The 14314-nt window shown below is 37.1% G+C and carries 11 protein-coding genes and 2 pseudogenes; 4 read left to right on the forward strand and 9 right to left on the reverse strand.

From position 1 onward, the window contains the following. Positions 1 to 74 precede the first annotated feature (74 nt). Positions 75 to 1253, forward strand: coding sequence for a succinyl-diaminopimelate desuccinylase (gene dapE, locus WCP78_RS01385; protein ID WP_336278727.1), 1179 nt, complete (start codon positions 75 to 77; stop codon positions 1251 to 1253). Between the two features lie 38 nt (positions 1254 to 1291). On the opposite strand, the gene hemW is transcribed toward dapE, so the two are convergent. Both hemW and rdgB read right to left on the reverse strand, forming a co-directional pair. Continuing rightward, positions 1292 to 2491 carry a radical SAM family heme chaperone HemW gene (gene hemW, locus WCP78_RS01390; protein WP_336278728.1) on the reverse strand — a complete coding sequence of 400 codons (1200 nt, stop codon included), beginning with the start codon at positions 2489 to 2491 and terminating at the stop codon, positions 1292 to 1294. Beyond that, positions 2491 to 3135 carry an RdgB/HAM1 family non-canonical purine NTP pyrophosphatase gene (gene rdgB / locus WCP78_RS01395; protein ID WP_336278729.1) on the reverse strand — a complete coding sequence of 215 codons (645 nt, stop codon included), beginning with the start codon at positions 3133 to 3135 and terminating at the stop codon, positions 2491 to 2493. Before rdgB ends, hemW begins: the two co-directional genes overlap by 1 nt. A 317-nt stretch (positions 3136 to 3452) precedes the next feature. Between rdgB and hrcA the strand changes: the two genes are divergently transcribed. Both hrcA and grpE read left to right on the forward strand, forming a co-directional pair. Next, positions 3453 to 4523 carry a heat-inducible transcriptional repressor HrcA gene (gene hrcA, locus WCP78_RS01400; RefSeq protein ID WP_336279108.1) on the forward strand — a complete coding sequence of 357 codons (1071 nt, stop codon included), beginning with the start codon at positions 3453 to 3455 and terminating at the stop codon, positions 4521 to 4523. A 126-nt stretch (positions 4524 to 4649) separates the two neighbouring features. Beyond that, positions 4650 to 5312, forward strand: coding sequence for a nucleotide exchange factor GrpE (gene grpE / locus WCP78_RS01405; RefSeq protein WP_336278730.1), 663 nt, complete (start codon positions 4650 to 4652; stop codon positions 5310 to 5312). A gap of 112 nt (positions 5313 to 5424) precedes the next feature. On the opposite strand, the gene thpR is transcribed toward grpE, so the two are convergent. The 7 genes and pseudogenes from thpR to WCP78_RS01440 all read right to left on the reverse strand — a co-directional run bounded on the left by thpR (position 5425) and on the right by WCP78_RS01440 (position 11598). Next, on the reverse strand, positions 5425 to 5964 hold the full coding sequence (gene thpR / locus WCP78_RS01410; protein ID WP_336278731.1) for an RNA 2',3'-cyclic phosphodiesterase: 540 nt from the start codon (positions 5962 to 5964) through the stop codon (positions 5425 to 5427). Positions 5965 to 6388: 424 nt separating this feature from the next. Further along, complete coding sequence (locus WCP78_RS01415; RefSeq protein WP_442895294.1) at positions 6389 to 6670, reverse strand: HPr family phosphocarrier protein; 282 nt, start codon at positions 6668 to 6670, stop codon at positions 6389 to 6391. A gap of 10 nt (positions 6671 to 6680) precedes the next feature. Next, positions 6681 to 7029 (reverse strand): annotated as a pseudogene (locus WCP78_RS01420) (PTS sugar transporter subunit IIA). A 156-nt stretch (positions 7030 to 7185) separates the two neighbouring features. Further along, positions 7186 to 7542: pseudogene (locus tag WCP78_RS01425) on the reverse strand (hypothetical protein). 91 nt (positions 7543 to 7633) lie between these two features. Further along, a complete protein-coding gene (locus WCP78_RS01430) occupies positions 7634 to 9424 on the reverse strand; it encodes a sensor histidine kinase (protein ID WP_336278732.1) in 1791 nt (596 codons plus the stop codon). Between the two features lie 39 nt (positions 9425 to 9463). Next, on the reverse strand, positions 9464 to 10186 hold the full coding sequence (locus WCP78_RS01435; protein ID WP_336278733.1) for a response regulator transcription factor: 723 nt from the start codon (positions 10184 to 10186) through the stop codon (positions 9464 to 9466). An 857-nt stretch (positions 10187 to 11043) separates the two neighbouring features. Continuing rightward, positions 11044 to 11598, reverse strand: a complete 555-nt coding sequence (locus WCP78_RS01440; RefSeq protein WP_336278734.1) for a copper chaperone PCu(A)C — start codon at positions 11596 to 11598, stop codon at positions 11044 to 11046. An 810-nt stretch (positions 11599 to 12408) separates the two neighbouring features. On the opposite strand from WCP78_RS01440, the gene dnaK reads away from it, so the two are divergent. Continuing rightward, on the forward strand, positions 12409 to 14298 hold the full coding sequence (dnaK, locus tag WCP78_RS01445; protein WP_336278735.1) for a molecular chaperone DnaK: 1890 nt from the start codon (positions 12409 to 12411) through the stop codon (positions 14296 to 14298). Positions 14299 to 14314: the final 16 nt, after the last annotated feature.

Consider the following 14314-nt stretch of genomic DNA (forward strand, 5'->3'; position numbering starts at 1 on the left):
TTTGTACTTTATCTTTTTTGTAATTCAGCTTAATAATTTTTTATAACTCTCAACTTTAGATTGGAAGAGCGTTTATGCTTGCCCTTACAGATCCTATTCAGATATTAAAGGCACTTATTCGTTGCCCTTCTGTTACGCCTCATGAGGCGGGTTCCTTGTCAACTTTGGAACAAATTTTAAAAAAGATAGGGTTTAGCGTTGATCGTCCTGTTTTTTCAGATACCAATACGCAAGATGTTGAAAATCTTTATGCAAAAATTGGCAAAGAGGAACCTCATCTTATGTTTGCCGGTCATACTGATGTTGTGCCGCCGGGTGAGCTAGAAAGTTGGACATACCCTCCTTTTGAAGGTGTAATAGATCAAGGGAAATTATATGGGCGTGGTGCTGTTGATATGAAGGGCGCGATCGCATGTTTTATTGCGGCGTTAGCTCGGGTTCTTGAAAAACGATTCATTAAAGGAACGGTAAGCCTTTTGATTACTGGTGATGAAGAAGGTCCTGCTATTAATGGTACGGTAAAGCTTCTAAAATGGGCAGAACAAAAAGGCGAAAAATGGACTGCAGCTCTTGTAGGAGAACCAACGAGTGTTAAAACTGTTGGCGATGTGATCAAAATTGGTCGCCGTGGATCAATTTCTGGTATCATTACAGTGAAAGGTCGTCAAGGTCATGTTGCTTTTCCTGAGCGGGCAGCCAATCCATTACCTTTAGCAAGTAAGCTTATCCAGGCATTGACACAAAGTGCTTTGGATCAAGGGACAAAGAATTTTCAACCCAGCAATTTGGAATTAACAACAATTGATACAGGTAATCTTGCAGTAAATGTTATTCCAATGCAGACAATAGTTCGCTTTAACATACGTTACAACGATCTTTGGACAAAAGATACGCTTGTCAGGGAAATAGAAAGTCGCCTTGCTTCAGTACAAGAAAACAATAATTGTGATCAGTTGCCTTATTATAAGCTTGAGTGGGTGCAAAGTTTGGGGAGTGTCTTTTTGACTCAGAATGATAAACTCGTTAAGACTTTGTCAAATGCTATTAAAAGTGTGACAGGAAATACCCCAGAATACTCAACTTCGGGGGGCACTTCTGATGCGCGGTTTATTAAGGATTATTGCCCAGTTGTTGAATTTGGTTTACCAGGGCAAACTATGCACATGGTAGATGAGTGTGTATCTCTTGAGGAAATAGAAAACCTTACTTCTGTTTATGAACGCTTCATTGTTGATTTTTTTGTAGGGAAGTGATTGCTTTCGATATGATAGGTGATTAAAACTGCGAGGTTTCAGTTTGCCAATTGACTGATGATGTGGTTAAGAAGGATGCGCCCTGTTTTTGTGGCTTTTAAATGCTGGTTTCCTACTATTTCTACCAGTCCTTGTTGTTGTAAAGTTATAAGTTTTTCCATTGGTAGGCTATTGGAATTTAAGTTTTCATAGCGCACGAGATCTAACCCTTCAGAAAGACGTAAGCCCATGATAAGCATTTCATTTGCCTGTTGTTCCTTAGTCAGTTTTTCTGTTTCGACACAGCCATGTCCTGTAGTTTCTACTAATTCAAGCCAACGTTCAGGATATTTTTCGTTTATTGTTACATAACGCTCATAGTTTTCAATTTTAGATGAAGATGTTTTTAAAGAGGTATAAGAATTGTGTGGCGGGCATTTGATAAAGCGTCCATGTGCTCCTGGGCCAAAACCTGCATATTCGTGATAACGCCAATAAAGAAGATTGTGCGCTGATTCAGCACCAGGAATTGCATGATTTGAAATTTCATAGGCTGGAAGTCCATGCATAGTGGTTATTTCTTGGGTAAGATGATATAAGTCTGCTGCGAGATCTGATGTGGGAAGGGTAAGCCTTCCTGCTGCATGAAGTCGTTTAAAGGCGGTTCCTTCCTCTATCGTTAGTTGATAAAGAGAAAGATGGTCTGCTGCCAAATCAATAGCTTGAAAAAGTTCACATTTCCATTGTTCAAGTGTTTGTTCAGGGCGGGCATAAATTAAATCAAAGGATAAACGTGGAAAAATTTTTCGTGCTAAAGTAATAGCATAAAGAGCTTGTTGTACATCGTGAAGGCGACCAAGTTTTCGCAGTGCTTTGTCATTAAGTGCTTGTACCCCTAAGGATAAGCGATTAATTCCTGCTGTGCGGTATCCGTGAAAGCGCTCTGCTTCTACACTTGATGGGTTTGCTTCCAATGTGATCTCAGCTTTATCACAGATTGTCCACTTTTTTACGATAGCTTGCAACAGAGCATGAACAGTCTGAGGTGTCATAAGGGAGGGGGTACCTCCACCAATAAAAATACTTGTGATCTGACGTGAACCTATTTTGTGGTATTGGGTTTCTATTTCGCGCTCAAAAGCTTTTACGAAACGCGGTTGATCAACTCCATTGACTCGAACATGTGAATTAAAGTCACAATAAGGACATTTAGCTGTACAGAAGGGCCAATGAATATAAATGCCAAAAGATTTGTTCATTACAATGTTAAAAGATTTTCTGCTAGAAGTTTGAAAGCACGTGCACGATGTGAGAGTGGTGTTTTGTCATTGAGCTTCCAACCGTGTTTTTGTTCCGTTGACATTTCTCCAAAGGTATTTTCATATCCATCTGGTAAAAAAACAGGATCAAAACCGAAACCTTTATCTCCACGTGGAGGCCAAATAAATGTACCATCAACACTGCCACGGAAATAATCTGCATAACCATCAGGCCATGCAATGCAAATGACCGATATAAATCGACATTTCCGTTGATTTTTTGAATGAGCTTTAACTTTTTGGAGTTCATCTTCTATCTTCTGCATAGCTTTTAAAAAATTACGTGTGCCGTTAGGTTCAAGAGTCCAATCAGCTGTATAGACACCGGGTGCACCGTTTAATGCATCCACTTCCATTCCAGAATCATCAGATAAGGCAGGAAGTCCTGTATTTTTTGCAGCTGAAAAGGCTTTTATATAGGCATTTTCTTCAAATGTTATTCCCGTTTCTTCCGGTTCAGGCAAATCGAGTTCCTGTGCAGATTGTGTTGTTAAACCAAAGGGTGCGATTAACGTAGTGATTTCATGTAATTTGCCAGCATTATGTGTGGCAATGACAAGTTTCTTGGTTGTTATGCTTCTCATATATATTTCTCCGGAAACAAAAAGAAGTAGCTATCTGCTTTAATAAAGCTAGCTTAGACTGTCTTCATGATATGGGTCTTTCCAAATTTTACAAGATAAAACCTTGCTGTGCGTTTGCCAATATTAAGTTTAAATAAGATTGCTCACATTTTATGAGAATAATAAGCAGAAAGACACATGAAATACCTTTCTTTTTGACAGTGGCATTTTTTGTAATAAATATGCTATATGTTTTTGTACAGCTTTAGACTATTTGACCAGACTTTAGCAAAACTTATATAAGAAAAAAGTATTTTTAAAGTAGTGAAATAATTGTGATGAAGCACAAACCCGTTGATGATGAACTAAAATATCTTGATAAGCGTTCGCGTGATATTTTTCGCCACATTGTTGAAGCCTACCTTAATGATGGAGAACCAGTAGGGTCACGAAATCTTTCGCGACTTTTGCAGCAGACATTATCGCCTGAAACAATTCGTAATGTGATGAGCGATCTCGAACATCTTGGTTTAATTTATGCACCTCATGTATCTGCAGGACGAATGCCAACACAATCAGGTTTACGATTTTTTGTTGATACATTTATGGAAACAGGTGATTTGCCAACCGAAGAACGCGAAAATATTGAAACTCAAGTTAAAGAGGCTGGCCATACACAGTCAGTTGAGCATTTTCTTATCCAAGCCAGTCAGGTTCTTTCAGATCTTTCACGTGGGGCGGGACTAGTTTTAGCAACAAAACATGAAGGAACATTGAAGCATATTGAATTTGTACGCCTTGATGGGGAGCATGCTCTTGCCGTTTTAGTAACTCAACGAGGTGAGGTTGAAAACCGTATTGTTCATTTACCTGAAGGTGTTACTCATGCACAATTAACAGAGGCAACAAATTTTCTCAATGCGCATATTCAAGGGCGCACATTGAGTGAAGCTAAAGGAGAAATTGCACGTTTATGTTCAGAAACACGAGCTGCACTCGATCATTTATCTCATCATCTTGTGGAAACAGGGTTAGCTCTCTGGGGAGGAGAAGATGCTGATCATAAAATACATCTTATTGTTCGTGGACGGAGTAATTTGCTTGAAGATGTAAAAGCAAAAGAAGATTTAGAGCGGTTACGACATCTATTTGATGACCTTGAAACACGTGAGAGTATGGCACAGCTTCTCGATCTAACAGATGAAGGTTCGGGGGTTCGTATCTTTATTGGGTCAGAGAATAAATTGTTTTCGCTTTCTGGTTCTTCCTTAGTTGTTGCACCCTATTGTGATTCACAACAGAGAGTCATTGGTGCTTTGGGAGTTATTGGACCAACACGGCTTAATTATGCAAGAATCGTTCCTATGGTTGATTATACAGCTCAGCTTGTGTCACAGTTGTTGCGTTAACACAATCAGTAGACAGATATTTTTATTATAATACTCATTGTGTTAAGATACCTAAATATCCCTTGATTTTTGTCTATAAAATTTCAATATCGAGAATAACAAATCTTATGAAGGAATGGAATTTTTATGTCTGATGAAAAAAACAAATTTACTAACGCTTCATTTGAAAGTAGCGATTTAAAAGATTCAGCTGATCACGATGCACTTAAACAGGCTGCTGATGAACTTTTAAAAATGCACGAAGCAGAATCTGGCGCAGGCGCAGAGGAAGGAGAAAGCGAGTCTACCGATCCCTCGGTTGCTTTGCAAGATGAAAATAGAGAATTGAAAGATCAGCTTTTGCGTTTGGCTGCAGATATGGAGAACCTTCGGCGGCGTACTGCGCGCGATGTAGCTGATGCAAAGGCTTATTCTATTGCTAATTTTGCACGTGATATGTTATCTGTTTCTGATAATCTTAATCGTGCTTTAGAAGCTATTCCAGAAGGAGCGCGAGAGAATGATGCAGGTTTGAAAACATTGGCTGAAGGCGTTGAAATGACTGAGCGTGCAATGATATCAGCATTGGAGCGCCATGGGGTAAAAAAAATCCACCCAGAGGGGCAAAAGTTTGATCCTCACTTTCACCAAGCAATGTTTGAAATTCCTAACGCCGATGTTCCGGATAATACTGTTCAGCAAGTTGTTCAGGCAGGCTATACCATTGGTGAACGCGTCTTACGTCCAGCGATAGTTGGTGTAGCTAAAGGGGGAGCAAAAGAAGCTTCTGTCGAATCCGATCCGGTATAGATTAACAAATAACAAATCCTTTCCTGCCCTAGCGTGAAATTATGATATTCCTCATCTCGTATTTTTGAAGCATTTCATCAAAGAAAGTTTTAAAGGGTGTTGAAACACCCTTTTATGCTTGAAGTTTCCAACACCCTTGTACAATATAAGGATCGTCACTCATAGGAGATGCAGATAATAATAAAACAAAATGGTCAACCTCAAAAGGAGAAATAGAGAAATCTCCTCGAGCAGATAGATAAGAAGAAAGATCTTCAGATTTAACATTAAGCAGCCGTGCAATGGTGATGTGCGGAGTAAATAACCTTTCATCAGGAGGTAATTTCAAGCGATCTCTTATGCATTGCATTTGTTTGTGTAAAAGGTCGAGAGTTTCACAAGAATTAATACGAACAACAAGCGAATGAGGGATATTTTCTTTAACAAACACTTTAAAACCGTTTGTACGTAGCTCAAAAGGAGGAAGCTTTATTGTGTCAAAAGCACAGATAAGTTCATTTTTTATAGAGCTATCAACTTCTCCAAAAAAAGATAAAGTGATATGAAAGTTTTTTGGATTAATCCACTGGGCTTGTAGTAAGCCACTCTGCAACGATATGAGGGATTTTGTTGTTTCTTCGGGAATTTGAAGAGCACTAAATAGACGTAACATGATGTTTCCTTATAATTAAAGATCTAACGTAAGCAGAAAATATTGCACCGTATAGCTGAAAAAGAAGCAATACTCATGACTCTTGTAATTATAATGTAAAATTGATTTATCTAAGAAAAAAGAAACTCCCCCCGATATCAATTATGATACGGTCATTCTCTTTGCCAAAAGCATAAAAAATATTTTAGATTTATTAAAAGCAATCTATTCTCCTTCGATAAAGGCTTACTTATGAATGCCAAGTGAAGCAACATAATGATGAACAAATAAAGTTTCTAGGGCAGAATGAAATCATACCAACATTGCACAAAACTACCTCCACAGGGATATAAACCTGTGATATTCGTAATGAATACTAGCGCTTATATATTATGAGAAAGACAAAGAATCTGAATAAGATAATTGTGAAATTTTTATATTTTTTTCAATGGTAGGTTCTATTTCTCCTCTCCAAATTTATTTTGATGAGTTGTTCAAAGGTGTCGAGAGCATCCGTTACTTCTGATTCTGAAACGCGAATAGTGATACTACAGACAGGTAGAGATGCTAACATCATAAGTTCCATAATTGATGATCTAAAAATAGCGTTTCCATTCTCAACGATAATATTAAAATTGTCAATAATTTGTACAAATTTTGTAGAAGAACGGGCATATAATCTGCTTTGATTACAAGTAATGAGATGACGGATTAGTAAGAGGAACATTAGTGCTTAATTATCCGTTAAAATAAGGCTTTATATCAGTATATTTAAGTCCTGCTTCTTGCGCTATTCTTAATAGGCTTCTGAGAATGAAATATTAGGAGCATCTGCAAATAGAAATTGATTTAACGAGCATAGGCAGATTAACATCAGTGATCATTTCAATATATCCCTTTTTAATGACAGAAATAGCCATATTTTATGGGGTTCCACCGAATACATCGACTGATATAATCACACCATGGTTTGTATTTGTAGAGGAAACAGCGTCTATAATATCACTTTGACTTTGAGTCTAGGTAATCATCGAGATATATGCATATTGTTGCAAATTGCTTTTGCACTCCAACAACATGCTCTATAGCATATCAAAGTTCGACAGCCAATCCACCGTGCATTATAAGCACGAGTTCAATCATTTTAAAAACCCTATTAACGAAGATCTGACCATATAGAAAGGGTTATTATTCTGTAAAGCTTTGCTATGCTGCCAAGAAAAAATTTTAAACAGATTTACGTCATATTTTATTAAAAAGGATTACTTCAATAGCTTGACAGATAGCGATACAATTTATTTCATGAAGACTAGAGAGTTTTAAAAGAGGAATACATAGATCTACAAATTGAAAAGCTTGATTTTTAGAAAGTCGTTCATATTCAGAATCAAGATTATAAGACGCAATCTCTAATTGTTTGTTTTTCGAATTTCGCTATATAGAGGTTAGCATCACAGATCTCAATACTACCTTTTGCAAACCTTCTGGAGTATTTTCGTAGAGTTTTCTGTTTTCTACACGAAGCATTGTATAATCAACACTGATGAGTTTTGCGTCATGTTTTTATCATTCAACACGGTCAAGAAGAGCAAGAGTCAGAGTTGATTTTTCTGATTCCGACGATCTTTATCATTTTAGAGGCAAGTAGCGTATCATCGTTCATTTTTGGTTTTTATGTCTATGCTTTGGATTAATGATTATTTGCTAAAGGAAGTATGATAATAAATCGCGCACCAGTTTTGCTATTTTCAATCACAGGGTCAACAATATTTTCAGCTTTGATTGTTCCATTATGAGCTTCGATAATTTGCCGACTAATAGAAAGGCCAAGCCCTGAATTTTGTCCAAATGCATTTTCTTTTGGTCGATCGGTATAGAAGCGTTCAAAAATACACTCAATATTTTCTGAACGAATGCCAGGGCCATTATCTTCAACAGTTAAGATAAGATTTGAAGTATCACTACGCATAGTTATAAAAATTTTACCACTATCATTGGGGATAAAAGAACGTGCATTTTCAATAAGATTGGAAATAACCTGACCTAAACGAAGCTCATGTCCAAACACAAAATAGGCTTTTCCATAAGGACGTGGAACAATATTAAGGCTAATATCAATGGTTTGCTTACTGCGGTATACTTCATTCATGGCATGGACAAGATTTTCTAAAAGTTGTGTCATATCCACAATTTGAGCGGCCTCACGAGCGAGTTCTGCATCTAGTCGCGATGCATCAGAAATATCAGTAATTAAACGGTTAAGACGCTGTATATCATGTTGGATAATTTCAAATAGTTGTGTTTGTGCTTTCTCATTTTTAGTTAGTGGGAGCGTTTCAACAGCACTGCGAAGTGAAGTGAGAGGATTTTTTAATTCATGGCTTACATCAGCAGCAAAGCGTTCAATGGCCTCAATGCGCATATAAAGAGCATTTGTCATGTCACGAATAGACGCTGAAAGATGACCAATTTCATCCTCACGTACAGAAAAATCAGGGATTTCCACGCGCTTGTTGTTTCCATGGCGTACACGGTTAGCGGCTGCAGACAATTTGCTCAATGGGTGAGCAATTGTGTGAGCTAAAAATAGGGAGAGTACTAAAAGCACAATACTGACAACTGCAAAGACTTTAACAATGGACAGTCTCTCATTCTTTACAATGTTATCAATGTCTGAACCAGTGGTTGAGAGAAGAAGAGCTCCCACCACTGCACGATAGCGTTGGACAGGTACAGCAACAGAGACTATTAATTGACCTTGTCTGTTTCGTCGTTTGGAGGTGGAGATAGATCCATTTAGTGCTCGATAAACTTCTGGATAAGCAATATCACCACTTTTTACTTGTTTTCTGTCAAGAGGAATGCCATTGCTATAGAGTATCTTTGAAAGCCATGAATAGAAGCGTTTCCACAGATTTTTTTCAGTTTTGATGGAGGGCAAATCATAGCTAAAAACTTCGCCACTGGAATAAAGAACGCGTGAATCAAGAAGCAAGGTGGCGTCACGGTCATAGATTCGTGCTCTTGTTATTTTGGGTGTAATAAGACGCCGTAAAAGTGGAGCAACTTGTTCAGGGTTAATAGGAAAATCCCAAGAATCGGTTGACTGAGGTATTGGTGTGACACTTTCTCCAACTTGTAACTCTAAAAGCTTTTGAGGGTCAATAAGAATAGAGTTTGTATCTATCGTTGCAGAGGCAGCAATAGCTCCAGCTATAATTTTTCCTTGGATACACAAACTTTCAATTTTTGCATCAATTAAGCCAGCGCGAAATTGATTAAGATATAAAATGCCTGTTACCAAAATGCCAAGGGCAGCAAGATTTAAAATTACAATTCGACGTGTGAGACTAGAAAAAAATAATTGTCTAAATAGACGTTGTGCTTGAAAATACAAATGCGCAAGCATGTAAAATTTTGTTGAAACGATGTTGTTTTGTGCTTTTGAGCAAAGAGTTTCCAATAGAGTATTTTTTGTCATTGATTTGATTGCCGTTCAAATTTTTGCGACAAAACAGTTTCAGACCTCGTGAAAACGGTAACCTACACCGTAAAGTGTTTCAATCATTGCGAAATCATCATCCACTTGTTTAAACTTTTTACGCAGACGTTTAATGTGACTATCAATGGTGCGATCATCTACATATACTTGATCACTATAAGCAGCATCCATCAAAGCATCACGACTTTTCACAACTCCTGGCCGTTGCGCTAAAGTTTGAAGAATCAAAAATTCCGTTACGGTCAGAATAACAGGTTTATCTTTCCATGTACAGGTGTGGCGCTCCTGATCCATCACAAGATCCCCACGTTTGAGAGAAGAGGCGGGTGAGGTTCCTGTTGCAAGCGGTTGATTACGAGCGTTTGAGCGGCGCAAAATAGCTTTCACTCTTTCAATGAGAAGACGTTGAGAGAAAGGTTTTGTTATAAAATCGTCAGCTCCCATTTTAAGGCCAAACAACTCATCAATTTCATCATCTTTAGAGGTCAGGAAAATAACCGGAATATCGGATTTTTGACGGAGACGACGTAACAATTCCATACCATCCATTCTGGGCATTTTAATGTCAAAAATAGCTAAATGTGGAGGATGTAATGTTAAGCCTTTGAGTGCAGATGCTCCATCCGTATAGCTTTCAACTCGATAGCCTTCTGTCTCAAGAGCAAAAGATAAAGATGTTAAAATATTGCGGTCATCATCAACAAGTACAATCGTTTGGATGATTGTTGGAGTATCCTTCATAGCTTCTTAGACCTTTCTATTGCCGTGGCAGTAAATCGCCCACGCTATTTATATGGGAGTTCGCATTTTTTTTGCAAAACAAATATGTTACAAATTGTAGCAGAGTGAGAAACCTTTTATCTTCATGGTAAAAGCTTTTTCTTCTTTACAATCTTATAACGCTTTTGCTTGCATTAAGATCCCTTCGCTTCAAATGGAACTTTAATTAAAGTACTTTTTATCAAGGTTTTCTGCTGTTTATGCCTAAGAAATGAACGGATTCATTCTTTATCGTTGAAGTTTGAGCATGAACATCATTTATTTTATTACCTTAAGAGCAAAAAAATAGTGTTGTGATGTAAGGATACAAGTGGTGATATTTTAATATATTAATGTGTCTTTATTGTACAAAATGGGGTTATAATAAGGTTTTAAATTTTGTCAGGATGATTTGCAGTTTAGCACAAAATGAAAGCGAGTATTCTAATTAAAAATAGTAAAGTAATTTTGGTTATTAGTAATTCATAAAATATCTTTCCTGTTAATGTTAACTAATGCAAGATTGGCAATAATTGGCAATATATGTCTCTGAAAGCTTTTTGCTTTTATGAGTTATAATTGAATGAAATCTTTAAAATTTCTGAAAAAATTATAAAAGTAGTAAACTAATGAAAAAACACCCACTTTAAATTAATCTGCTAATATTGACGTTGTTCCATAAATTTATCTTGGACAAGTTTTCAGCACTTTTGAAATTGATAGAGCTTAGAGAATAAAGAGCTATTGTATTTTTGTAGCGCTTAAAAATGAGAAGCATGAAAACTTTTCCACGCTTCTCCTTTTCATTAACATGTTGATTGCAAGTAAGATGAAAAAGTTTATTGGGAGGGAAGCAATTTTGAAGGTGATGTTGCTCCCGGAGCATTTACATAAAAATCAATGTCAATTGTACCAGCTTTCTCAAAAGTCAATTTTGCACTGATTTTATCACCTGGTTTGAATGGCTGTGAAAGCCCCATGAACATTATGTGATTACCACCAGGTTTCAGTGTAACTTCACCATTACCAGGGATTTCGACGCCGTTATGCATTTTTTCCATTTTCATAATATCGTTAACAACTGTCATAGAATGGATTTCTGCTGTTTGTACTTTGTTTGCTGAAACAGAAATTAAACGATCTGGGGTGTTACCATGATTAATGATGTAGAGATAACCGCTACCAACTTTTATACCTTTTGGTGTTGCTCGTGTCCAAGGATTAATAATTTCTATATCGCCAAGATGATATTGTTGAGCAGTTGCGGGTATGGCTATACAAGAAAAGATAAAAGCCCACACAAGATTTATAGTAATCTTTTTGAGTGAGTATGGTGCACAATTAGCATCTTTCAGCATGAGATTTTTTATATTTCTAGCGATAAGTGTTATCATTGTTTACCCTCCTGCGTTAGATTCACTTTTAAATGTCTTTTATCTATTATCTATTTTAGCAAAATTTTTGTTCGAAATAAAAGAGAGAATTTGTTGCAACATAATGTGAGGATAATGATGTGCGGATCTATTGATTTTGGAAAAAGGGTGTGAGGATTAAGTGAGGTTTAGAATAACGATACATTTAAGTTTTATAAAAGAGCTATTTTTGTATATTTGCAATAAAATTTATACAGGGATTGATAAGATTATTTCAAATATGTTTATAAAGATTCTAAATATCAATAATCATTTTGCAAGATTAGATTTAACATTATCATTTTATACAGAGAGCGATGCATCTATTGATCACGTGGATGTATTATAATCAGTTGATATTTAACTAAAAAGTAATTGTAATATTCATGATATAAATTTGTCTTGCTTAAACGATATATTCATGAGGCTTTTATGTAAGTGTCTATTAAGTTGGTAATACTAATTCTTCTGTTATTATGGATTATAAGGAGATAAAGAAGATGTTCGGTAATTATGTTTATTTTTTTAATTATTAGAGATTTTTATATTATGAAGATTGAAGGAAGTTTGTGCTTAAGTATAAAGAAAAATTTTATTTTGGAAATGTTTCTTGATTATTCTCTTGTAGGGATAAAAGGTTGTTCTTATATACCAAGCAACGAGGCTTGTTATAATTTTTAGTTTATTATTTGTGTAATTTCAAATTAGATGCAGGCTTTGAGTGTTATAAGGAGCTGTTTTAGAAAGATGCTTTATAAAGGTTGAGACAGCTTGCTGAATGGAGATTATGATATGGCAAAAGTAATTGGTATTGATTTGGGGACAACGAACTCTTGTGTCGCTGTTATGGATGGCAAGAATGCAAAGGTCATCGAAAATTCAGAGGGAGCGCGGACAACGCCTTCTGTTGTTGCCTTTACTGATGGAGGTGAGAGACTTGTTGGGCAGCCTGCTAAACGACAAGCAGTGACAAATCCTGAAGGAACGGTTTTTGCAGTTAAACGCTTAATTGGACGCCGATTTGATGATCCTACGGTTGAAAAAGACAAAGCGCTTGTTCCTTACAAGATTGTTAAAGGTGACAATGGTGATGCATGGGTTGAAGAAGCTGGTAAAAAATATTCTCCATCACAAATTTCAGCTATGATTTTGCAAAAAATGAAAGAAACTGCAGAATCTTATCTCGGTGAAAAGGTTGAGCAAGCGGTTATCACTGTTCCTGCCTACTTTAATGATGCGCAACGTCAGGCTACTAAAGATGCCGGTAAAATTGCTGGTCTTGAGGTTTTACGTATTATAAATGAGCCGACAGCTGCTGCTTTAGCTTATGGTTTGGATAAAAAAGACGGAAAAACTATTGCTGTTTATGATCTTGGTGGTGGTACATTTGATATCTCTGTGCTTGAAATTGGAGATGGTGTTTTTGAAGTTAAGTCAACCAATGGGGATACCTTTTTAGGTGGTGAAGATTTTGATATGCGCTTGGTTGGTTACTTTGCGGATGAATTTAAGAAAGAGCAAGGGATTGATCTGAAAAATGATAAACTTGCATTGCAGCGCTTAAAAGAAGCGGCGGAAAAAGCCAAGATCGAACTTTCTTCTTCACAACAAACGGAAATCAATTTGCCATTTATCACAGCGGATCAATCCGGTCCTAAGCATCTAACAATGAAATTAACTCGGGCAAAGTTTGAGTCGTTAGTTGATGATTTAGTACAGCGCACTATCGAGCCTTGTAAAGCAGCATTAAAAGATGCAGGCCTGAGCGCTGGTGAGATTGATGAAGTTGTTTTAGTGGGCGGTATGACTCGTATGCCCAAGATTCAAGAAATGGTACAAAGCTTCTTTGGCAAAGATCCACATAAAGGTGTTAATCCTGATGAAGTTGTGGCTATGGGCGCTGCCATTCAAGGTGGGGTATTGCAGGGTGATGTGAAAGATGTACTGCTCTTAGATGTAACACCTCTGTCTTTGGGTATTGAAACACTGGGCGGTGTTTTTACGCGTTTAATTGAGCGCAATACCACTATTCCAACTAAAAAATCACAAGTTTTTTCGACGGCTGATGATAATCAGAGTGCTGTGACTATCCGCGTTTTCCAAGGTGAACGCGAAATGGCTAATGATAACAAGTTATTAGGTCAATTTGATCTTGTTGGTATTCCACCTGCACCGCGTGGTGTGCCTCAAATTGAGGTTACTTTTGATATTGATGCAAATGGTATCGTTAATGTTTCAGCTAAGGATAAAGGAACCGGTAAAGAGCATCAGATACGTATCCAGGCATCGGGTGGTCTAAGTGACACTGATATCGAAAAAATGGTTAAAGACGCAGAAGAACATGCGGCTGAGGACAAAAAGCGTCGTGAAGGTGTTGAGGCTCGAAATCAGGCGGAAGCACTTATCCATTCAACTGAAAAATCGCTAGCTGAATATGGCGATAAGGTGTCAGCTGAAGATAAAGGTCAGATTGAAACAGCAATATCTGATTTAAAGTCTGCACTTGAGGGCACAGATACTGAAGAGGTAACAGCAAAGATGCAGAAGTTAGCAGAAGTCAGTATGAAACTTGGGCAGGCTATGTACGAAGCTTCACAAGCAGCAGATAACGCTGAAACAGATACAAAAAATGATGATGTTGTTGATGCTGATTTCGAAGAAATTAATGATAAGAAAAAATAGTATAAGCAAATGCGTT

Source organism: Bartonella occidentalis (assembly GCF_037070875.1).
In the GTDB taxonomy this organism is placed as follows: Bacteria; Pseudomonadota; Alphaproteobacteria; order Rhizobiales; family Rhizobiaceae; genus Bartonella.

Coding starts and splice junctions, on each gene's coding strand:
- grpE (WP_336278730.1), top strand. CDS start 4,650: ATGTCTGATGAAAAAAACAAATTTACTAACGCTTCATTTGAAAGTAGC.
- WCP78_RS01435 (WP_336278733.1), bottom strand. CDS start 10,186: ATGAAGGATACTCCAACAATCATCCAAACGATTGTACTTGTTGATGAT.
- hemW (WP_336278728.1), bottom strand. CDS start 2,491: ATGAACAAATCTTTTGGCATTTATATTCATTGGCCCTTCTGTACAGCT.
- WCP78_RS01430 (WP_336278732.1), bottom strand. CDS start 9,424: ATGACAAAAAATACTCTATTGGAAACTCTTTGCTCAAAAGCACAAAAC.
- dnaK (WP_336278735.1), top strand. CDS start 12,409: ATGGCAAAAGTAATTGGTATTGATTTGGGGACAACGAACTCTTGTGTC.
- WCP78_RS01440 (WP_336278734.1), bottom strand. CDS start 11,598: ATGATAACACTTATCGCTAGAAATATAAAAAATCTCATGCTGAAAGAT.
- WCP78_RS01415 (WP_442895294.1), bottom strand. CDS start 6,670: ATGTTCCTCTTACTAATCCGTCATCTCATTACTTGTAATCAAAGCAGA.
- rdgB (WP_336278729.1), bottom strand. CDS start 3,135: ATGAGAAGCATAACAACCAAGAAACTTGTCATTGCCACACATAATGCT.
- dapE (WP_336278727.1), top strand. CDS start 75: ATGCTTGCCCTTACAGATCCTATTCAGATATTAAAGGCACTTATTCGT.
- hrcA (WP_336279108.1), top strand. CDS start 3,453: ATGAAGCACAAACCCGTTGATGATGAACTAAAATATCTTGATAAGCGT.
- thpR (WP_336278731.1), bottom strand. CDS start 5,964: ATGTTACGTCTATTTAGTGCTCTTCAAATTCCCGAAGAAACAACAAAA.